The organism is Paraburkholderia sp. A1RI-2L (genome assembly GCF_048957375.1).
GTDB lineage: Bacteria > Pseudomonadota > Gammaproteobacteria > Burkholderiales > Burkholderiaceae > Paraburkholderia.
Genome location: NZ_JARBTA010000002.1, coordinates 1 through 20,933, shown reverse-complemented (window position 1 = coordinate 20,933; position 20,933 = coordinate 1). Strand labels below are relative to the sequence as shown.

The following is a 20,933-nucleotide window of genomic DNA, read 5'->3' as shown; positions in this document are numbered from 1 at the left end:
GTGTCCCCCGCCACATCTACGGATAAGGCCATCGCCGATGCCTAGCAGGGTGTTGAACTTCGATCCCGTGTAAACGGGGTTCCGGGGCCACGCGTTATGGATATCGTGTTCATGATCTTTGGCAGTGAATTCGATGCGCGGAATGGATGAGATGCAGGAAACCCTCTTCACGACGGTCAAGCTTGAGGACTTCGTTCCAGCCGACCATCCGTTGCGCCCCATCCGGTTGCTGGTCAATCAGGCTCTGAAGCGACTCAACGGACTGTTCAGCGTCATCTATGCGGACAGCGGTCGGGCCTCGATTGCACCGGAGAAGCTGGTGCGTGCGCTGCTGTTGCAGGTGTTCTATTCGGTGCGCAGCGAGCGCATGCTGATGGAGCAGATGCAGTACAACCTGCTGTTTCGCTGGTTCGTCGGACTGGCCATCGAGGACACGGTGTGGAATCACTCCGTCTTCTCGAAGAACCGCGACCGGCTGCTCGAGCATGAAGTTGTGGAGTCGTTCTTCACGGAAGTCATGAGGCTCGCCGATAAACAGGGTCTGCTGTCCCGGGAGCATTTTTCGGTCGACGGTACGCTGATTCAGGCATGGGCGAGTCACAAGAGTTTTCGCCGTAAGGACGGTTCGGACGATCCGCCGGCCGGCGGCGGGCGCAACGCCGAAGCCGACTGGAAGGGAGAGCGGCGCAGCAATGAAACGCATGAGTCGAGCACCGATGCGGATGCGCGCCTGTTCAAGAAGAGTAAGCAGAGTCCGGCGATCCTTTGTTACCAGGGGCATATCCTGATGGAGAATCGCTCGGGGCTGGTGGTCGGTGCCGTGGTAAGCCATGCAGATGGCTTTGCCGAGCGGGCCAATGCGTTGCGACTGCTTGACTGCGTGCCGGGCACTCACACCAAGACAGTCGGTGCCGACAAGGCGTACGACACGCATGATTTCGTAAACGATTGCCGAGTGCGAAATGTGACCCCGCATGTCGCACGCAATGATGCCCGCCCGGGTGGCAGCGCGATCGATGACCGTACATCGCGGCACGCGGGATACCAAATGAGCCAGGTCATCCGCAAGCGCATCGAGGAGCATTTCGGCTGGGGCAAGACGGTCGGCCGTATCCGGCAGACCGTGTATCGCGGCATCAAGCGGGTCGACCAGCACTTCAAGCTCACGATGGTGGCGAGCAACCTTACGCGCATGGCGCGAATAATGGACGCGGTGCTTACGGGAGCGGTGCGATGAGCCGCCGTAGCGCACGGACTGAGGCGCATGGCACCGCCGCGCAGGCGCGTTGCCTGCACAAACTGACTGGCGCAGCTGGATTTCAGCTGAAAATCGCACGCGAAACACTCCTGAACATTGCTTCGGTCTTCATGACGAGGCACTTTTCAACAGCCTGCTAGGTCGATTGCTCGATTCATGGAAGGCTCAAAGCGGACGAGCAGGGTCTCTGGCGAAGTTGTTCCGGTTGTTGCGGCATGAAGCGCGTCGCGATGTGCAGGGTTTCGTATCGCCCAGTTCAGCACGTGCAGCTTAGTGAGGCTTGACTTCCCACCTCGGCAGCACTTCGAAAGCAACATAACAAGCAGAGCGATTTTCCATGTCGTACGGAGATCACCTGGGATAGCAATCGGCCGTTGTCGAAAGAGAAACGAAATGTCTAGCTCAGAAATGTCAAATTCGTCAGGAAGCTCAGACACTGCTTTTCTCCGGGAAGTCTAGCGGGCAGCGAAGGAGCCAATCGGAGAGCGCCTCGTACGCAAGCGTCTCTGCAGAAAAGGCGTGTAGCGCCTTAACCTCCTTCTGAAAATCACTCTTCACGTCATCGAGTGCTGATTTCAGCGATGTGGTCGAGTTGTTCCCGAGGACGCTGGACATTGCCAAAAAGCCCTCTCGATGCAACTTCGTTTCGAGCACGCGCTCATAAATTTCTGGATATTCCCGCAACTGATCGAGTACGTCTTGACCGTCTACGTACCACTGGAGGACTTTCGTTCGAAATGCTATGCGCGCCGCTTCCGTCGGAAGTGTTGGCAGTTTCTGTAGCTTTGAATCGAGGGTTGCCACCAGCACGCTGTTTTTTTCCGACCAGTCTTGCAGTGCAATCGCGCTTGCAGGCTGTGCCTGAATCTTAAGTTTTTCGGACGTGACATTTAGAAGCTTGTCGCGCTCGACGGCAAAGTCTTCCTCCTGCGACACCTTAACTCGGAAAGACTTGTCGACGTACGGAAGGTTAGCGTCAATTACTTCCGCAGTTTTGGTCGCCGCGTGTGCTGAGCTTCCCCTGAAATTTCGCCTTCCAGCAGGTCGTGTGTAAACTCGACCCGAAGGAAGGAAAGAATCGATGTTCAAAATACCGAAGCAGGCATACACCGCGGAGTTCAGGACGCTCGCGGTACAGCGAGTGAAGGACGGGCAAGGCGCGCGGGACGTTGCTCGTGAACTGGGGATTTCACACCAGTCGCTGCGCAACTGGGTCAAGGCCGATGAGGCAGGCACGCTCAATGGCGCGGGGGCAAAGGTTGTCACGCCAGAGCAGATGGAGCTGTCTCGCCTGCGGGCTGAGAACAAGCGTCTGCAGATGGAACTTGAAATCGCAAAAAAAGCGGCGGCGTTCTTCGCGAAGGACCTCCTGTGAAGTACGCCTGGATTGATTCGCATCGCCGGCACTATCCGCTGTCGGCGCTGTGCGGGGTCCTCTCGGTCAGTCTGAATGGCTATCGCGCGTGGAAGCGCGGCGGCACGCCCGCGCGCAAGCGGCTCACAGATGCGCAGTTGCTCGCCCTGATCCGGTCTATCCATGCTGCGGTCAAGGGCGCCTATGGCTCGCCACGGATGACCGAGGAGATTCGCGCACGCGGCTTCCCGGCCAGCAAGGAGCGGGTTGAGCGGCTCATGCGCGACAATGGCATCCGGGCCCGTCACAAGCGCCGTTACCGCGTCACGACGGACTCGAAGCACAAGCTGCCGGTTGCAGAAAATCTGCTGGCTCGCAACTTCACGCCGACGGCGCCGAATCAGGTCTTTACGTCGGACATCACGTACATCTGGACCGATGAGGGCTGGCTGTATCTTGCGATCGTGCTGGATCTGTTCAACCGGGAGGTCGTCGGCTGGTCGATCAAGCCGCGCATGACGGCTGACATCGTGACGGACGCGCTGACGATGGCGTGGTTTCGACGCCGGCCCGAGCCCGGCGCGCTGCTTCATTCGGACAGGGGCAGCCAATACGCCAGCGACGACTTCCAGCGCAAGCTGGCGCAATACGGCATGCACTGCTCGATGAGCCGCAAGGGAAATTGTTGGGACAACGCCCCCACCGAAAGTTTCTTCAACAGCCTGAAGAACGAACGGGTGCATGCTACGCGATACCGTACCCATCAGGAAGCGATGACGGACTTGTTCGAATACATCGAAGTGTTTTATAACCGCAGTCGTCGTCATTCGTCGCTCGGCTTCATATCGCCGGATCAGTTCCTGCAAAACTGGATCAAAGCTCAGCAGACCAAGGATGCGGCTGCATAACCAAGGGCCTCTGGAAGGCGAAAAACCGAGGGAACCTCAGTGCAACTATCTCTTTGCTGTCGAAATAAGGAACAAACAGAATCCAGCGGGTGATCTTCACCGTCCCAAAGATCTTGCTAAGGGCAGATTTGTTTTTGATGAATTTCGCGACGTCATCGGTCATCTTCGTACGCTGCTTGATGAAGCGCGCTTTCGTCGTAAGCGGCTCCTCGCACCCGTACGCTTGGTAGGCATGTCCACACGAAACCGTAAATCCCTCAATACCGGCATCGCCCTTGTCATTGTCGGGAACAACTTGGTAGTTAGCTGGCCCGTAGTGACAGCTGAGTAGTTGATTCGCCCAGTTTTGACGTTGCCCGCGATTTTCGCATCCGCTAACCGAGCACTTATTATGCCGCTTCCTTTCGCTGTGCGGCGTGCCAGTCTTGTTCAAATTGCATCGGACTGACGTAATTCAACGTCGAGTGCAAGCGCGAATGATTGTAGAAGCTCAACCAGTCGATTACCTCGTCCATCGCTTCGCGACGCGTCGCAAAGCGTTTGCCGTGGATGCGCGCCTGCTTCAGCGATCCCCACAGGCTTTCGGTCGGTGCGTTGTCCCAACAATTTGCTCGGCGACTCATCGAGCTTTGCATGCCGTAGCTCTTGAGCAGGTCCTGAAACTCGGCGCTGCAATATTGGCTCCCACGGTCGCTGTGCACGATCAGACCGGTCTCGGGGCGACGACGGAACCACGCCATACGCAACGCGTCAGAAACCAGCTCCGTGCGCATGTGCGGCTTGAGCGACCAGCCCACGACCTGGCGGCTAAACAGATCCAGGATGACCGTCAGGTACAGCCAGCCCTCGTCGGTCCACAGATACGTGATGTCTGTCGTCCAGACCTGATCGGGCTTCGCCGGCGAGAAGTCGCGTTGCAGCAGGTTCGGTGCGACCGGAAGGTTGTGGCTGCTGTCTGTCGTGGCCTTGAAGCGGCGTTTGGTCCGCGCCTTGATGCCATGCAGCTTCATCAGCCGTTGAACCCGGTCCTTGCTCACGCGAATGCCTTGCGCAAGCAGCTTTTTCCACACGCGCGGCCAGCCGTACTCGCCTTTGGATTCGGCGTGCACGGCCTTGATGTGGACCAGCAACGCATCGTTGCTGATACGTCGGCGCGGCCGATCAGGATCAACGTCTCGGGCCTTGCGGTTGTGATAACCACTGGGGCTGACACCCAGCGCCTCACAGGCCACGGATACCGGCCATTGTCGGCTGTGCCGCTCAATCCAGGCATACTTCACGCCGACCTCTTCGCGAAGTATGCCGTCGCTTTTCCCAGGATGTCGCGCTCCATGCGCAGCTTCGCGTTCTCTGCCCTGAGTCGCGCAATTTCCATCTGTTCGGCCGATACCTGTTTGCCTGCGCCAGCGAGCTTGCCAGCCTCGTCAGCCTTGAGCCAGCTGTTTAGCGTCTGCGTACTGATGCCCAGAATCTTTGCCACCGCCGCCTGGCTCTGGCCGTTACGCACCATGCGAACCGCCTCAACCTTGAATTCCAGCGTGTACCGCGCCCTCGGGTTACCCATTGCTCAATCCTCCGTCACTGAAGTTTTACACACTCTCAATAACGGATACGTTTTTCGAGGGCAAGGTCATTTTGCCAGTCGTCACCGCTTGGACGAGCGATATATGCAGACACGGAATTTCCCCTAAGACGTCTCTATGTATTGGTGAAGACTATAACGCCAGACACAATGATATATGACTGGTCGACAGGAATGTATCCGGATTGACTTGCTCGACCAACGAGCATCACGTTCGATGCTGTTGAAAATGCAATGTGCATAACTGTGGTCGCTTGACGGTGAGCTATGCACGATCCTCGTGCCGCTTGGCGGGGGGGCAGGCGTGCGCGCCTGGTTGTGTGCATATTCATCTGGTTCAGCCAAACGCCTCACCGATCTGCCGCGCGCGCTTGACCTCGTCGCTGTGCAGGTAGATGGAAGTCGTCGACACCGAGGCATGCCGAAGGTTGTCGCGCACCGTGGTGAGTTCCGCGCCGCGGCCGAGGGCGTGCGTCGCGTGCGTATGGCGCATCCAGTGGGGACTGGCGCGGCGCAACCTCTCAGCGAGCGGCGCGTGATCGGCCTCGATCGCCTCTGCAGCCAGTACAAAGAACCGCCGCATCACCATCCACAAGCGCGTGCTACTGATGCTGGTGGGATTGTCGGCACCGCTGTCCGCCTCGAGGCTGCCAATCACCGGTGTCGCCGGATTCCAGCGCACGGGCAACACCGGCAGGTCGCGTTCGGCAAGGTAGCGCGCAAGCGCGTCCCAGGCGAGCGGCGGCAGCGCGACCCGGGCCAGCTTGTTGCCCTTGCCCGTGACACGCAGCCAGTGGTCGCCGCGCGCATCCGTTTCGACGTGTCCCAGCGTCGCGCCGATGAGTTCGCTCGCACGCAGGCCCGTTGCGTAGCCGAAATCCAGCAGGAAGCGCAGTCGCTGTGCGGCGGGCGCTGACCAGCGCGGTGACCCCTCCTGCGACCACTCCAGCCCGTCCGCAATCGTTCGCACAAGGGCCCATTCGCCCTCGCTGAACGCGTGCGAGGCGTCGAGCACGTTGATTCCGGTCGCGTCGCGCACCTTCACACCAGCAAACGGATTGGCGAGCACGTAGCGCTGTTCGATGAGCCAGCGGAACAGGGCGCCGAGGATCGACAGCGCATGCGCGACCGAGCGCGCAGAGAGGCTCCCGTTGAACGGCCGCCAGTCCGGTGAGGTGCGCGCGCGCACCGGCCCCACCCAGCGGCCGCGCGGCGACGGGTGGCGCAGGAACGTCCGGTAGGCGATGGCGTCTTCCGTCGTGAGTGAGGAGAGCGCCCGTCCCCTTTCGACGATGGCCCACAGGATCAGCCGCTCGGCCTCCTTGCGGTAGGTGCGCTGGGTGGCGGGCGACTCGTGCAGCGCGAGCCAGGTCTTATGCGCAAGTGAAGAACGATTTCGTGGTACTCGCAGGCTGTGTTAAAGCGGACATCCCCCACAAACACAGCAGAGGACCTGCATGATGACAGCAAGACGAACGACCATCCGGCAACTGCCGCTAACCGAGGTCGTTGACCGCGACACACCCGGCGCGACGCCGGTCAGCATTACCACACTCGAGGGCGGCACCATCTATCACACGGTCCCGCTCGCAGACCCCGACACCGGCAGGCGACGCGACGCTCGCGCGCGGTGGATCGCGGGCTCCTTCCCTCTCTTTCCTGTTGTCCGGCTTGCTGACGGCGCGCCGTGGGCGGAGGCGAACATCTGGCTCATCGATATGATGGAGTCGAAGCCGTCGCCCAACATGCTGACCTTCGCCAGCATCGCTGCCGACCTGGTGGCGTTTCGTCGCTATCTGGATGACGAAGGCATCGACTGGCTGGTGTTCCCCGCGAACAAGCGGCAACGTCCGACCTACCGCTATAGCGCCTCGATCAGGCTGGCCGTGCAGGCAGGCGAGCTGTCTGCGGGTGTCGCCAGGCGTCGTATGGGCACCGTGGTGCGCTTCTATCGCTGGCTCATGGCCGAAGCGGGCTTCCAGCCCGCGAACGCGCCGTGGGTCGAATCCGGCCGTTTCATCGAGTTCAGGGACCAGAAGGGCTTCAGCAGCGCGATCGAGGTCAAGACCACGGACCTGTCGATCAGTGGCCGGTGCACAGATGACCCGTGGGACGATCACATTCAGGACGGCGGTCGCCTGCGCCCGCTCCCCTCTGCCGAGCAGTCGGTGCTGCTCGAATCGTTAGCCACACTCGGCAACACCGAGATGACGCTCGTTCATCTGTTCGCGCTGTTGACAGGCGCCCGCATCCAGACGGTACTGACCGTGCGCGCGAAACACGTGATGCGCAAGCCGGGCGAGTTTCACGGCGACGACATCCGTCTCGCCTGCGGGCCGGGTACGGGCATCGACACGAAGGGCGGTGTCAAGGGCGTGTTGCACCTGCCGCGCGGTTTCTATGAGCGGCTGTACCTCTACGTGCACAGCGATCGTGCTCGCAGGCGCCGCCAGATGGCAGACGGCGGTGATCACCCCGACCAGCCGCTCTTCCTGAGCCATCGCGGTGCGCCGCTCTACGAGGATCGTGCGTCGCGCGGCCCGCTCAGCACGGGCCCGCAGGTGCGCCGCCACATCAAGACCGGGCAGGCCGTGCGTCAGTTCATCAGGGACGAACTGTTGCCCATGATGCGCGTACAGCTCGGCAACCCCAGGTACGAGTTCAGCTTCCACGACCTGCGCGCGACCTTCGGGCTGAACATGGTCGACGCGATGACAGCGAACGAGACGAAGTACACGCGGGCACTCGATCAGTTGCGGCAGCTGATGTGGCACGCCCGGCTCTCCACGACCGAGGATTACGTCGGCTATCGCGAGAACCGCAAGCTCTTCGACGCGGTGCAGGACGGCTGGGGCGCGCACCTGTCGACGCTGGTCGCGCGCACCCTCGACACTACTGCGGTGGCAGTATGAGCCGCCAGTACGAGGAAGTGCGCATGCCGCTCACGGAAGGCACGCTGCTTCTGCATCCCGAGCGCGTGCTGCTCAGGTGGGAAGGCATGAGCACGAGCAAGCGTTCCGATATCGGCCAGATCTGCTATCTGGTACGTGACACGTCGAGCTCGCATCGCGTGCGACGCACTTTCGACATCCTAAGCTTCAGCAGCGAACGCGCCAGGGTCGTGCGTCTGCTGGTGACGCAGCTTTCAGCGCGCATGACCCTTGGCGCGAGGCGCCCGGAGACGATCTCCATGTATTTGCGCGCTGTGCTTGATTTCGTGAACTGGGCCGACAGGCAGGGCTTGCATCAGGTGCTCTGTGACGAGAAGGCTACGGCGGAGGCGGTTTATCGCTACCTCCGTGAGAAGCGCGAACAGGTCTCACTGGGTAAACTGAACCGCAATTCCGTCGTATCCGCCCGAGAATACCCGTGGTAGAGAGTGCGGCCGATTTCGTGGAAACTCCAGTACCGTCGCGCAGAGTGTTTAGCGGCGGCGCCGATTCGTGCATACACGTCAACATCGCACACTGTTAGGAGAACAGTGCGCGCGAAGACGGATTACCGCCGCGGCGCTTCCCGGGCGTCGCAGAAAAAGCTCAGGGTGTCGTCATCCTTGATCTTGACATGCCATTCTCCAACACAGTATTTGGCGTCGGAGAACTTCTCCTGCCATCGGTGTGAGAGCTTGCCGATCCAGGCACGCGCTTGCGATGGCATCTGCGGCGAGGCCGCGATCTGCTGCAGCATCTGCAGATGACCAGGATCTCCCCAGCGAGGGGTGGCTGCAACATGCGCGTTCCAGACAAGCACCACCAATTTGTATATCTCGCGCACCACGGCGATCGGCGTGTCTTCTGTAATGGCCTCGGACAGAAGCGGTTCACCGAAGTCCAGAATCGTCTCGGAGATCTTGCGCTCGGCCTTGCCCGCGTTTGTCTTGTTCATCGTTTCGTTCCGTTGATGCGCGCGCAGTTCAGTGGCGGGTCGCCGGGCACGCAACCGGCAAGGACGATGTCGAGGCCACGCTCGATGTTGATCCGGCCGCTCCAGAGGGCTTCCAGTTGTACGGGGCCAATTCCTCGATCCGGTTAACCGGGTGGTCGTTAATCCGCCCGAGCACGTCGACCAAATAGTCGTACGGGTTCACATCGTTCGCCCGGCAGGTCGCCAGCACGCTGTAGAACACCGCTGCGGCCTTGCCCCCGGACTCGGAGCCGAAAAAGAGATGGTTCTTTCGAGAAATTGCGACCCTGCGGATGGCGCGCTCGATGAGGTTCGAGTCCATCGCCAGGTTGCCATCGTCGACGTAGCGCGTGAGCGCTTCCCAGTTCGACAGCGTATAGGCGATTGCCCGGCCCAGAGCCGATTTGGGCAAGACTTCGCCCGCCCGGGCCTGCAGCCAAAGCTGGTAATCGCGCAAGAGCGGAACCGATTCCTCCAGCCGCACCCGTCTTCGCTCTGACGGATCGGCATCGCGCAGCTTGCGCTCGATGTCGTAGAGCTTGCGGATCCACGCCAGCGCCTGCGCGGCCACGCTCTCGCGGGCTGTCTGGGGCGACTCCTTGCGAAGCTGCCGGTAAATCTTGTAGTACATCCTGCGTGCATGCGCATGACAGGCTACGTGCTGGATCTTGCCACCGCGGAACAGTGCCGCCCAGCCCGAGTAATCGTCGGCCTGCAGGTAGCCCTGGTAGTTTCGCAGCAGCGCCATGGGATGACAGCCAGCGCGGCTCGCCGTGTAGTCGTAGTACACCACCCTGGGAACCGGCACCCACTGGGCATCGCGCAACACCGCTCCCGCACTCGCATAGCCCCACAGCCGCACCGTGCGGGTGCGCTCCAGTTGTTTGCACAACTGTGGAAAGGGTGTGTCGTCGCCGAAAATCACCCGCGCGCTGAGCAATTGCCGCCTGAACGCCTCGTACAGGCACAGCATCAGCTTCGAGAGCCGGATCGTCCAGTCGCTCATCGTGTTGCGCGAAATCCGCAACCCGTGCATCGCGAACTCTTCCTCCAGCCGGTAAAACGGCATGCCCGAGTCGAAGTGCGCCACGATGATGCGCGCAAGCAGCTCCGGGCTTGCATTGCTCTTCATCAGCGGCGACGCCTGGAACGTCACGCCGCGCACCGTCGAGACCCCGTCCTTGACCAGCGCATAGCGCAGGCACGCATGCTCGACGACCGAAATCCGGGCCGGGGTGTACTTGAGCGTGCGCGTGAGCGTCTCGCCGATCACCGTCGCCTGGTCGTACTGCGCCAGTTCCTGTTCCGGCATCGCATGCACGACGCGCTCGCGCGGAAGATCGTCTGGCAGCGCCGGACGGCCCTTGCTGCGGCGCTTGCGCCGGTGCCCCTCCACGGGAATCGACAGATCCGGCTCCTGTGGCGGCAGTGGCGCTTCGTGCTCCTGATCGAAGATATCCAGTTGCCACTCGCTCATGCGCTCGCGGCTCGCCCCGAACATCTCCTGCCGCGCGTTGGCCAGTTTGGCCCGCAGCTCGAGCAGCACCTGCTGCGTCTTCGCCAGCAACTCGCTTTGCCCCTCGACTCGTTCGCGCAGCCGTTCGATCTCGCGCTGCTGCTGCTCGATCGTCGCATCGCGCACGGCAATCTCGCCGAGCAACTCCGGCAGGTTCCATGCCCCCAATGCCATCGGCAAGGGTTGTTTCGCGGCAGGGACGTTGAGCGGTTGCATAGGTCAGCATTATCGCCGCGATTGACCCGCTCATGAGCATATCTTCACGATTCATGCGACCACCGTTGCGTTCACCGCATGCACGCGCCGGCGCACACCGACATCGATTCCTTCAAGCCATGTCGTCAGTTCTGCAAGCGAGATTCCGCGCCGCGCGATCGCTGCGGGATCAGCGAGCGATCCGCTCTCGAAACGCTTGTACATCAGCCAAAAACCTGTGCGGTCGTAAACCAATACCTTGATCTTGTCCCTGCGCCGACCATAGAAGACGAACACGTGTCCACTGAGTGCGTCCTGATCGAACATCGGGCGCACCAGCATCGAAAGTGAATCGATTGACTTGCGCATGTCGATCGGCTCGGCCGCGATGTAAACCTTGACTGCCGTCGAGAGCATCATCATCGCGTTCCCCCGCCAATACGATCGATCATCGCCTGAAGCAAAGGCTCGATCGAATACACCGGAAGTCGCAGCCGAATCCCGTTGCCCAGAATCAACTCCGGTACGTCGCATGCGCTGCCGTTGGCGGTGGCGTTAACGCCGCCATCGACGATCCCAACGCGCACAAAACCTGTCATGGCCTGCGCTATCGCGCCCGTCGCACTTGCGGCGTGCGTGTCGCCGCTTCGCTCAGCTTCGCGCGCACGCACCAGATACCTCGACATCGAGGAACGGGAAATCCCGCTGCGTTTGCAATACGCCAGGATCGACAAGCCGCTCGCCCGATACTCGTCCACGAGCTCCTGCCATGGACGTGTACTCCGATTGGGCCGTTCTCTGCGGGGCAGTGCGTGCGCCGCTGCATCCCCAGACAACCTCTCCGTTTCCTGCATGAATGTTCTCCCGTCGTTGCAATGGGAGAATCGTCCGCCTTCCGCGCCACACACTCAATAATGGGGATTCTCGGGCGGATACATTCCGTCGCCAGCGACCAGCGTAATCTGTTGTCGATGCTCCGTGAGTTCTTCCGAAACGACGACTTCTGCGCCGATGCGAGGGTGCTGCGTCACCAACAGGATGCCTGGTTGCCGACGGTTGTGCCGGACGCCGAGGCACAGGCCGCCCTGCTCGCGTGGGCTGACGCGCTCTTCAGCAGCATCAGCACGCTGGTGCTCGACTTCAAGCCGTACCCGGTACGCGTGACCACGGTGCGAGGTGAGAATCTTTGCCTCGTTCCGCACATCTACGGCCGAAGTGACGGCGACGACTCGCGCGGCCTGATCGGCTGGAATCTGGAGACAGGAGAGCCGCGCACACGGGAGGAACTCAGGACGCGGATGGTTGAGGCAGGGGCTAACAATCCGGGTGAACGTTCGTGGAACATCGCCAGGTTAGCGGCTAAACATCTTGCTGCGGCGAACGCGGACGCGCAATCACCGATCCGACGCTCGCACGCTTCGATAGCGGCCTCTTGCTTCGCCGCGCTGTTTCTTGCCGAAACGGGCATCAACCTCGCGCAACTGCTAGCCATGAAGTGGAGTCCGCAGCTTGCCGCAAGTCTGCAGGATGCGTCGGTTGCGCGTCAGAAGTTTCGTGAGGTCAAGTACCGGGCAGGCGGGAAGGAGATTACGTTCACCGTCTCGCTAGGCTTCATGCCGAAGCTCAGGGCGTATCTGGCGTTGCGCGAGTATCTGGTGCAGGACGCAGACTGGGACGCGTTGTTCGTCGTAGTCGGGCATCATGCACAGCTGCGGCAGCTAACGGGTCTCTCAACCCGTTTCCTGGATCGGCTTTACCGTCGACTCGACACGCTCGGGATCGTGCTGCCGCACATTAGCGCACGTCAGTGGCGTGCGGCAAAGCAGGATTGGGCGGTGCGCAACCACGACCCTCTCGTCGCAGCCAGGCTGATGGGGCACTCGCTGGCAACGGCGCTGCGCTTGTACTCGAACGGCACGGATGCCGCGCACAAGGCCGAGTTGGGCGCGTTCCTCGCTTCGGTCGAGAAGACCGTGCTGAAGCCCGGCGACGATCCGGCTGGCAGCATCAGGAGCGCGGTCGGCGTCTGCATCGGGATCCACAAGCCTGCGCCGATCGCGGACTCGGTCACCGTACAGCCCGACTGCCACTCGACCGAAGGGTGTCTCTTCTGCGACCAGTACCGCGTGCACGCTGACGCCGCCGACATCCGCAAGCTGCTGAGCTGCCGTCACTGCGTCAGGCTCGTGAGCGGGCGTGCTGGCTCGATCGAGCAATACGACAGCTCGTTCGGCGCGGTGCTGCGGCGCGTTGGGTTCCTGCTGGATGAATTGCGCAAGCGCGACGCCGCGCTGGTGGATCAGATCGAGCGGGACGTTGATATTGAGGGGAATCTGGACGCTTTCTGGTCGGCCAAGCTCGACCAGCTTTACGAACTGGGAGTGGCATGAACAACACGCTAATCGTGCCGATCGCCGGGCGCCCCGAATGGTATCGGGTCGAGGACGCTACGGTCGTCACGCGCGACACGGCTGGGAACACTGTTTCGCTGTTTGGTGACGATGCCTGGGACATCCGTGCATACGCGGCTGGGTCACGCAGCACGTATCTCCATTTTAGGAGCCACTTGCCTGACGGCGTGAGCCGCGCGCTTTCGGAAGCGACCACGCGTCAATGGAAGCAGGTCATGTACTTTCTAATGCACGAAGCGACCGATATGGTACCGGCGTCCGGCACGCTTCAGGCTCGTTCAATCAACCTGAGGGAGTTCACGTTCTTTGCCGCCACACGTCAGATTACGCTCTACGAGGGCCTGTCCAACGTCGCCGTTGTTCTGGACTATGCGGCACAAGCCGGGATGGAGACGAAGGCCCAGCGCCTTCATTCGATTCTGGCGAAGCTTCACCGTCTGGGCGTCGGGACCACAGGGCTGTGCGTACCGCTGGCCCAATTGCATAAGCCGCTGCTTGAACGCTGGGCGCAACACGCCGGATACTCGCAATACCCTGTCATCCCGACGCGGATCTACCAGCACTTCCTGTCGACCTGTCAGCATGACCTCGGCATCGCTGAGGACGTCGCTGACGTTCTGTCGGACTACCTCGCACGCGTGTACGCTGGTGAGAGGCCTGCCGTCTCGGCCGCACTGGTAAGGGTTGCTGAGCACTTCCGGTGCAAGGACCGCCGTTACTTCGTGTTGTCGCTTGTGGGATCGATCACCGCGCTATGCCAGCTTGTCATCCTGTCATTCACCGGCATGCGCGCGGCAGAAGCAGAGAACCTGCCCTACAACTGCCTGAGCGAGACCCGTCTGGATGGTGTGACGCACTACACCATCGAGGGCGTCACGACCAAACTGTCGGGCGGTCGTCCCAGGCGCGCGTGCTGGGTGACCAGCCCGCTCGCTGCCCGCGCTGTCAGGCTCGCGCAACGCCTGTCGGGCGAGGCGCACCGTGCGCACGGCGCGCGAGGTTACGCCGAATCGATGGACGGTTCGCACCTGCTGTTCTGCGGGATGGGTCTGCGGAATTGGTACGTGGCAGACCGGGCGCCGAGTCTGCGTTATGGGTACGTGGCAAACCGGGCAAATAAAGTAGGTAAGGATATCGAAGCCTTTCGCGAGCGCGTCTTTCCGACGATCACGGTCGAGGACATCGCTGAGCTGAAGCGTGTCGACATGCACCGTGCCTGGGAAGACGAGCCGAAGTACGCGCTCGGGAAGCAGTGGCCGTTCACTCGCCACCAGCTTCGCAGGGCGCTTGCGCTGTACGCGCACCGCAGCGGTCTCGTGACGCTGCCGACGCTCAAGCGTCAGTTGCAGCACATCACTCAAGAAATGTCGATGTATTACGCGCGTGGCTCAGCGTTCGCGAAGGGCTTCATCGACACCGACAGGACCCACTTCGCGAAGGAATGGGCCGAGGCACAAGGCCTGTCCGAATATCTTGCGTACGCCGAGCAGGTGCTTTTCTCTGACGAGCGGCTATTCGGCGGGCACGCAGCGTGGACGCAGAGCCGTGCCGTGCAGGCCTCGCCTGTGTCGGTCTACTCGCGCGAGCAAACGATCAGAATGTTCGAGAAGGGTGAACTCGCATATCGCGAGACGGTGCTGGGCGGCTGCGCCAGCGTCGAGTCGTGCAGGTCGACACCGCTCGACTGGATGCGTCTGGATTGCCTTGAATCGAACTGCCGTAATCTCATCGTCGTGCCGTCGAAGCTTCAGCGAGTGATCAAGGCGCAGCAGGCTACGGTCGGGAAACTGCGCGCGGTTGATGAGACAAGCGTCGAATACCGTATGGAGGCACAGACGTTGCAACGACTCCTTGACGCACAGGAGAAACTGATCAAGCCGGAGGCAGCATGAGTGACGCCATGGCCGACTACTACGCCGCCCTTGAGCGGCTGAAGAAACGCAAAGGAGTGCGTATCAACAATGACACCGTGGCGATCGAGGCGGGCCGCAAGAAAGGCAGTATCAAGAAGTCGCGCCCGCAGTTCGCCGGGCTGATCGAAGCGATCGACGCGGCCAACGCAGTCGCCGGGAACCCGAAGCTCGAACTCACCGAGCGTCTGAACCGCGCGAAGGGCGACGCAAAGGATCTGCAGGCACAGCTTGACGAATCGCTGGCTCGTGAGCTCGCACTGCTGCGTCAGGTGTTCAACCTGCGCAAGGAACTGGCCGCGCTACGTGGCGGTAGCGTCCTGCCCCTGCACCCGCGCTAGATCGGGCCGGGCCTTTTCGCTCGAAACGGGGACTTGGGCTGCTTCACCTGCCTCGACCTGGTGCTCGCGAAGGTTCCCGCTACGGGGCACCCGGCGTAGTGACGTGTCAAATTCGATCGTGGTTCTGTGATACCGCTGAACGGGTCAAGGGCGGGCGCAGCCCGGCGCAGTGAACCCTTGACGCGCGATGGTTTGACACGCTCCAGCATGGTCGGAAGCGCGGCTTTGTCGGGCTTCCGACCATGCGAAACCTGCGGCGAAAGATGGACACTGAGACGGTCGAGTTGTCCACTTTTTCGGCTGATCTGATGGACACTCCGCAGGCTGCGGATCCCAGCATTTTCAAGGCTCCGGCTGGTGTCCATTGCTTTTTTTTCTTGCGCGTAACGATTGCACGGCCTCATAGTCGTTTGACGCGTCGAGCGTGCAGGTTGCGCGCGGGGCGCGAAACGTGCCTTCGGTGCCGTCCACCTCATGAGGCACCTTCAGGGCTTCCCACGGCACGCAGATCGCGTCCTTTGGGCCGCGCTGGCTCGCCACGACGAGCGCGCGCGCCTTTTCCGTGAGCGCGGGCCAGGCGGCGAAGAACGCTTCAATGGTGCGTGCGCTCGCGGCGCCGAGTCCCGGCACGGCTTTCCACCATTGGCGCCGGCGCGGAATGCGCACGGTGAGATCGGCGAGGGTGGTGATGCCGTGCGCGTGGAGCACCCGCACGGCGCGCGGCGCGAACCACTGCGTGATGGCGTCGCTGATTTGCGGCGCGGGCGCGCATGCGTGGCGCAACGTGTCGATCGCGTGCGCGACAGCCCTGGCGTGCTGCATCCGTTCGGCGACCGGGTGCGCGAGGAGGGCGGCGAGATCGTCGCGGTGCACCGCCTGCGCCGCAGCGACGAGCCTGCGCCGGAGGCGCCCGAGCACGCCGCGTGCGGATTGCCCGTTACCGGGTGCCGCAGGCAGATAGCGCTCGACGGCCTGGCTCACCGGCAGTCCTGCGTACCACGCGCGCAGCATGGCAAGTTCGTCCGCAGCGGGAAAGCCGGGCGGGCCGGCGGGGACGGGGGCAGGGCAAGGAGTGTGGCGCGTTTTCATGCAGATGAGTTTACTGCAAGAATCAACACCTTATGATAAGAAAACTTAGTGTGTCACGAACGCAGGCGAGCGCCTGCGGTGCTGTACTGAAGATGGGAGTAGGCCTCCCGAAGTCGGCTTTCAGGAGCAGGCTTCAAACCGCCCGGTGCTGCTGCGTCCAAAAGGCGTGGTGGTGAGCGACCGTGGAAAAAGTCACCCGATGAGGGTGGCAGGTACGTGTTGAGTAGATGAGCGAAAGCAAACCGTCCGACGACGCATCGTTACTTATATAAGGCGCTGTCAAAACTGGAGTCGTAAGTTTATTCCAGGATCAGTCGGGACGACACCTGATTACGGACCCGATGGCAGCCGGTGTAAAGGCGGCATGAACTCAATACAGGCTTCGGTATGGAACGTGAGAACCTTGCTTCGAATGCAAAGGGAAATGACAAATGGCAGACACCATGAGGAAGAATACCGATGTCGAAGCGAGGGGCGGAGCTGCTCGTAGTAGTGTTGAAGCCTTTGTAATGAAGGTGGAGCGAAGGGGCAGCGTTATCCTGTTGACGAAGGTCGCCAACCTGCACTGCGGGGATGAGTGACATGACCTCAACGAAACCGTACAGCATTGCGAAGCGGGTCGTGTGGGAAGCGTACCAGTTGGTGAGGGCCAACCGCGGAGCTGCTGGCGTGGATGATGAAACTATCGCCATGTTCGAGCAGAACCTTTCTGGAAATCTGTACAAGCTGTGGAACCGGATGTCGTCGGGGTCGTACCTCCCGCCACCGGTGAAGCAGGTTGAGATTCCGAAGGCCAAGGGCGGCACGAGAAAGCTGGGCGTGCCCACTGTATCTGACAGAGTTGCTCAGACTGTCGCCAAGCTCATGATCGAGCCGATTCTCGATCCGATATTCCATATGGATTCCTATGGATATCGGCCGGGCAAGTCGGCGAAACAGGCGATTGCCGTGACGCGTACGCGTTGCTGGAAATACGACTGGGTTGTTGAGTTTGACATCAAGGCGGCATTCGACCAGATTGATCATGCGTTGTTGTTAAAGGCGGTGCGCCACCACATCAAGGAAGGCTGGGTCCTGCTGTACATCGAGCGGTGGTTGACAGCTCCGTTCGAAACTGCGGAGGGGGCACGGTTGCCCCGGATGCGGGGTACACCCCAGGGCGGTGTGGTCAGCCCTATCTTGATGAATCTGTTTATGCACTATACGTTCGATAGCTGGATGCAGCGGACATGGCCGCAGTCTCCCTTTGCGCGCTATGCCGACGACGCGGTAGTTCATTGCCGCAGTCTGGCGGAGGCACAAGCCGTGATGCAAGCGATTGCAGAGCGGCTGGCAGAGTGTGGTCTGACGATGCATCCGGAGAAGTCCAAGATCGTGTATTGCAAGGACGGTAAGCGCACTGGTACTTATTCGAACGTGCAGTTCACGTTCCTCGGTTTTACGTTTAGACCGAGACGGGCATTGAGCAAACATCGACGGTTATTTACTGGCTTTCTGCCGGCGGTGAGCAATGATGCCCTGAAGAGGATGAGGCATACCGTGCGGAGTTGGCGCATACACCGACGAACACCGGCGACGCTTGATGAACTCGCGCAGCAATGCAACACGACGATACAAGGGTGGTGGAACTACTATGGGGCGTTCTATCGGACGGCGATGCACAACCTCTTCAACTACATCGACCTACGGCTTATGCGGTGGGCTCGGAGAAAGTACAAGCGGCTGTGGCAGCACAAGCGACGTAGTGCGGAATGGCTACGCAAGGTGAAGTCCGCCCACCCCTGGTTGTTTGTCCACTGGCGTGTCGTCGGGGTATCGGTTGGATAACGGGAGCCGAATGAGTCGAGAGGCTCACGTTCGGTTCTGCGAGAGTTGCGCCTTGCAAGCGCATGAAATTCAGTTGCCTGAGATGGCAACCGCGGCAAAGCTTAGCCAGCAGCCGTGTACCGAGTCTTGCGTGGTGTCCGGCAACGGCCACTGCGAAGCGTAGACAGGGAGGTTGTAGGCCGAAACATAAGTGAACGGAAAGATAGCCCCGAAATCGATCGTGGTCGGAGTAGCCGACTCTATCTCTCTAAGAGGAAGGCAGAATTCCGGTACACGTCATGGCAAGTGTACTGGGGTGCTTCCGGGGTTCGTACCGTCAGCATGCAACCGAAGGATTTTATGTGAACAAGGGAGATCCGTCAGGTTCAAGTGAAGTTTGCTTGTAAGGCCCGACGAGCCGAGAAGGCAGAACGGCCTGATGACCTGACGGAAGTCAGACTGGCTGATAGTACTCCGAGGCCGGGAGAACCGGCTACATGGGGAAGCGGCCAGCGGAAGTTGAATCGTTCGTGGGCAACATGGACTCCATACAAAGGGAGGTAAGGTCTTTTATGCAAAGAGAAGAATCACCCGCCATGGAAACGGGACTCGAACGAATAGCAGCAAAAGCTCGGCGTGAACCAGCCCTTCGTTTTACCTCGCTGGCGCATTACATAACGCCCGATCGGGTGTGGACGAATCTGTGGAAGATTCCGAATCACTCGGCGGCGGGAGTGGATGGCCAGACGGTGACGCAGGCGAAGGAGAGCTTTGATAGCTGGATTGGGCCGATGGTCCAATCTGTGCACCGCAAGGGGTACCATGCGCCAGACATCCGGCGCGTGTATATCCCGAAGCCCGGCAAACAGGAAATGCGCCCTTTAGGGGTGCCGACTGTCGCTGACCGGGCGCTTCAGCGAAGCACCGCCGAAGTACTGTCGGCCATCTATGAACAGGACTTTCTATCTTGTTCATTTGGCGGGCGACCGGAGCGGAGTGCTCACAAGGCATTGGCAACCCTCAATGAGGTGATTGCCGGTGGCAAGGTTAGCTGGGTGCTGGAGGCGGATTTGAAGAACTTCTTCGGAAGTCTGGATCATTCATGGATACTCCGGTTTGTTGAGCACCGAGTTGGGGATCCGCGCTTGATCAGTCTGATCCGGCGCTGGCTGAAAGCAGGCATTCTGGAAGATGGAAAGGTGCATCAAAACGAGGAGGGGACCCCGCAAGGCGGTTCGATTAGTGTGCTTTTAAGCAACGTGTATCTGCACTATGAGGTTCCCTCGGTTTTTCGCCTTCCAGAGGCCCTTGGTTATGCAGCCGCATCCTTGGTCTGCTGAGCTTTGATCCAGTTTTGCAGGAACTGATCCGGCGATATGAAGCCGAGCGACGAATGACGACGACTGCGGTTATAAAACACTTCGATGTATTCGAACAAGTCCGTCATCGCTTCCTGATGGGTACGGTATCGCGTAGCATGCACCCGTTCGTTCTTCAGGCTGTTGAAGAAACTTTCGGTGGGGGCGTTGTCCCAACAATTTCCCTTGCGGCTCATCGAGCAGTGCATGCCGTATTGCGCCAGCTTGCGCTGGAAGTCGTCGCTGGCGTATTGGCTGCCCCTGTCCGAATGAAGCAGCGCGCCGGGCTCGGGCCGGCGTCGAAACCACGCCATCGTCAGCGCGTCCGTCACGATGTCAGCCGTCATGCGCGGCTTGATCGACCAGCCGACGACCTCCCGGTTGAACAGATCCAGCACGATCGCAAGATACAGCCAGCCCTCATCGGTCCAGATGTACGTGATGTCCGACGTAAAGACCTGATTCGGCGCCGTCGGCGTGAAGTTGCGAGCCAGCAGATTTTCTGCAACCGGCAGCTTGTGCTTCGAGTCCGTCGTGACGCGGTAACGGCGCTTGTGACGGGCCCGGATGCCATTGTCGCGCATGAGCCGCTCAACCCGCTCCTTGCTGGCCGGGAAGCCGCGTGCGCGAATCTCCTCGGTCATCCGTGGCGAGCCATAGGCGCCCTTGACCGCAGCATGGATAGACCGGATCAGGGCGAGCAACTGCGCATCTGTGAGCCGCTTGCGCGCGGGCGTGCCGCCGCGCTTCCACGCGCGATAGCCATTCAGACTGACCGAGAGGACCCCGCACAGCGCCGACAGCGGATAGTGCCGGCGATGCGAATCAATCCAGGCGTACTTCACAGGAGGTCCTTCGCGAAGAACGCCGCCGCTTTTTTTGCGATTTCAAGTTCCATCTGCAGACGCTTGTTCTCAGCCCGCAGGCGAGACAGCTCCATCTGCTCTGGCGTGACAACCTTTGCCCCCGCGCCATTGAGCGTGCCTGCCTCATCGGCCTTGACCCAGTTGCGCAGCGACTGGTGTGAAATCCCCAGTTCACGAGCAACGTCCCGCGCGCCTTGCCCGTCCTTCACTCGCTGTACCGCGAGCGTCCTGAACTCCGCGGTGTATGCCTGCTTCGGTATTTTGAACATCGATTCTTTCCTTCCTTCGGGTCGAGTTTACACACGACCTGCTGGAAGGCGAAATTTCAGGGGAAGCTCACTACGTACTTGATCTGTGGTTTGAGCGCGTGGTCAAGCGTCACCTGCAGGGCGAGGCTTATCTGGTCCGCTATATCGACGATTTTGTGATGTGTTTC

At 60.7% G+C, this 20,933-nt stretch carries 16 protein-coding genes and 2 pseudogenes; 9 read left to right on the top strand and 9 right to left on the bottom strand.

The genetic code is table 11. The features are described from left to right. The first annotated feature begins 133 nt into the window (after positions 1 to 133). Entirely contained in the window at positions 134 to 1,237 is a 1,104-nt protein-coding gene (locus PWP93_RS14895; RefSeq protein ID WP_421029110.1) for an IS5 family transposase, read from the top strand. A gap of 450 nt (positions 1,238 to 1,687) precedes the next feature. Here the strand turns inward: PWP93_RS14895 and PWP93_RS14890 are convergent, their stop codons facing one another. Further along, positions 1,688 to 2,194: a hypothetical protein gene (locus tag PWP93_RS14890; RefSeq protein WP_421029006.1), complete on the bottom strand. Its 507-nt coding sequence runs from the start codon at positions 2,192 to 2,194 to the stop codon at positions 1,688 to 1,690. Positions 2,195 to 2,339: 145 nt separating this feature from the next. On the opposite strand from PWP93_RS14890, the gene PWP93_RS14885 reads away from it, so the two are divergent. After that, positions 2,340 to 3,520, top strand: a protein-coding gene (locus PWP93_RS14885; protein WP_421023114.1) for an IS3 family transposase whose coding sequence is annotated in 2 segments (ribosomal slippage) — positions 2,340 to 2,592 and positions 2,592 to 3,520 — 1,182 coding nt in all. Because the reading frame shifts where the segments join, the coding sequence is not laid out codon by codon here. A 389-nt stretch (positions 3,521 to 3,909) separates the two neighbouring features. On the opposite strand, the gene PWP93_RS14880 is transcribed toward PWP93_RS14885, so the two are convergent. Both PWP93_RS14880 and PWP93_RS14875 read right to left on the bottom strand, forming a co-directional pair. Beyond that, positions 3,910 to 5,084, bottom strand: a protein-coding gene (locus PWP93_RS14880) for an IS3 family transposase (RefSeq protein WP_421028881.1) whose coding sequence is annotated in 2 segments (ribosomal slippage) — positions 3,910 to 4,835 and positions 4,835 to 5,084 — 1,176 coding nt in all. Because the reading frame shifts where the segments join, the coding sequence is not laid out codon by codon here. 355 nt (positions 5,085 to 5,439) lie between these two features. Next, positions 5,440 to 6,516: pseudogene (locus tag PWP93_RS14875) on the bottom strand (tyrosine-type recombinase/integrase); the annotation flags it as partial. Between the two features lie 43 nt (positions 6,517 to 6,559). Between PWP93_RS14875 and PWP93_RS14870 the strand changes: the two are divergent. After that, positions 6,560 to 8,014, top strand: coding sequence for a site-specific integrase (locus PWP93_RS14870; protein WP_421029008.1), 1,455 nt, complete (start codon positions 6,560 to 6,562; stop codon positions 8,012 to 8,014). Between the two features lie 23 nt (positions 8,015 to 8,037). Next, positions 8,038 to 8,478: a hypothetical protein gene (locus PWP93_RS14865; RefSeq protein WP_421029009.1), complete on the top strand. Its 441-nt coding sequence runs from the start codon at positions 8,038 to 8,040 to the stop codon at positions 8,476 to 8,478. 122 nt (positions 8,479 to 8,600) lie between these two features. Here PWP93_RS14865 and PWP93_RS14860 read toward each other — a convergent pair whose 3' ends face one another. From PWP93_RS14860 to tnpA, 4 genes are read right to left on the bottom strand one after another with little or no spacing between them, the layout of a single operon-like run. Then, the gene (locus PWP93_RS14860; RefSeq protein WP_421023123.1) at positions 8,601 to 8,987 is read right to left on the bottom strand and encodes a hypothetical protein; all 387 of its coding nucleotides are present in this window, start codon (positions 8,985 to 8,987) and stop codon (positions 8,601 to 8,603) included. Between the two features lie 28 nt (positions 8,988 to 9,015). Then, positions 9,016 to 10,737 carry an IS66 family transposase gene (gene tnpC, locus PWP93_RS14855; protein ID WP_421023124.1) on the bottom strand — a complete coding sequence of 574 codons (1,722 nt, stop codon included), beginning with the start codon at positions 10,735 to 10,737 and terminating at the stop codon, positions 9,016 to 9,018. A 51-nt stretch (positions 10,738 to 10,788) separates the two neighbouring features. Further along, the gene (tnpB, locus tag PWP93_RS14850) at positions 10,789 to 11,139 is read right to left on the bottom strand and encodes an IS66 family insertion sequence element accessory protein TnpB (protein ID WP_421023125.1); all 351 of its coding nucleotides are present in this window, start codon (positions 11,137 to 11,139) and stop codon (positions 10,789 to 10,791) included. Continuing rightward, positions 11,136 to 11,570 (bottom strand): IS66 family insertion sequence element accessory protein TnpA, encoded by a 435-nt coding sequence (gene tnpA / locus PWP93_RS14845; protein WP_421023126.1) that lies wholly within the window; start codon positions 11,568 to 11,570, stop codon positions 11,136 to 11,138. The genes tnpB and tnpA overlap by 4 nt, the downstream gene beginning before the upstream one ends. Before the next feature lie 60 nt (positions 11,571 to 11,630). Here tnpA and PWP93_RS14840 point away from each other — a divergent pair, with 60 nt between their 5' ends. The 3 genes from PWP93_RS14840 to PWP93_RS14830 are packed head-to-tail and all read left to right on the top strand — an operon-like array spanning position 11,631 to position 15,378. Then, on the top strand, positions 11,631 to 13,106 hold the full coding sequence (locus tag PWP93_RS14840) for an integrase (RefSeq protein ID WP_421029010.1): 1,476 nt from the start codon (positions 11,631 to 11,633) through the stop codon (positions 13,104 to 13,106). Then, complete coding sequence (locus PWP93_RS14835; RefSeq protein WP_421029011.1) at positions 13,103 to 15,019, top strand: integrase; 1,917 nt, start codon at positions 13,103 to 13,105, stop codon at positions 15,017 to 15,019. Before PWP93_RS14840 ends, PWP93_RS14835 begins: the two co-directional genes overlap by 4 nt. Then, positions 15,016 to 15,378 (top strand): hypothetical protein, encoded by a 363-nt coding sequence (locus tag PWP93_RS14830; protein ID WP_421045099.1) that lies wholly within the window; start codon positions 15,016 to 15,018, stop codon positions 15,376 to 15,378. The genes PWP93_RS14835 and PWP93_RS14830 overlap by 4 nt, the downstream gene beginning before the upstream one ends. A 387-nt stretch (positions 15,379 to 15,765) precedes the next feature. Here PWP93_RS14830 and PWP93_RS14825 read toward each other — a convergent pair. Beyond that, positions 15,766 to 16,467: pseudogene (locus PWP93_RS14825) on the bottom strand (phage integrase family protein); the annotation flags it as partial. Positions 16,468 to 17,049: 582 nt separating this feature from the next. On the opposite strand from PWP93_RS14825, the gene ltrA reads away from it, so the two are divergent. Both ltrA and PWP93_RS14815 read left to right on the top strand, forming a co-directional pair. Continuing rightward, positions 17,050 to 18,294, top strand: a complete 1,245-nt coding sequence (ltrA, locus tag PWP93_RS14820) for a group II intron reverse transcriptase/maturase (RefSeq protein WP_421029013.1) — start codon at positions 17,050 to 17,052, stop codon at positions 18,292 to 18,294. 575 nt (positions 18,295 to 18,869) lie between these two features. After that, positions 18,870 to 19,613: a reverse transcriptase domain-containing protein gene (locus PWP93_RS14815; protein ID WP_421045098.1), complete on the top strand. Its 744-nt coding sequence runs from the start codon at positions 18,870 to 18,872 to the stop codon at positions 19,611 to 19,613. Here the strand turns inward: PWP93_RS14815 and PWP93_RS14810 are convergent. Beyond that, positions 19,586 to 20,766 (bottom strand): IS3 family transposase gene (locus PWP93_RS14810; RefSeq protein ID WP_421023114.1). Its coding sequence is split into 2 segments (ribosomal slippage): positions 19,586 to 20,514 and positions 20,514 to 20,766, totalling 1,182 coding nucleotides; the frame shifts between segments, so codons are not numbered across the junction. The two genes, PWP93_RS14815 and PWP93_RS14810, sit on opposite strands and share 28 nt — an antisense overlap. Positions 20,767 to 20,933 lie beyond the last annotated feature (167 nt).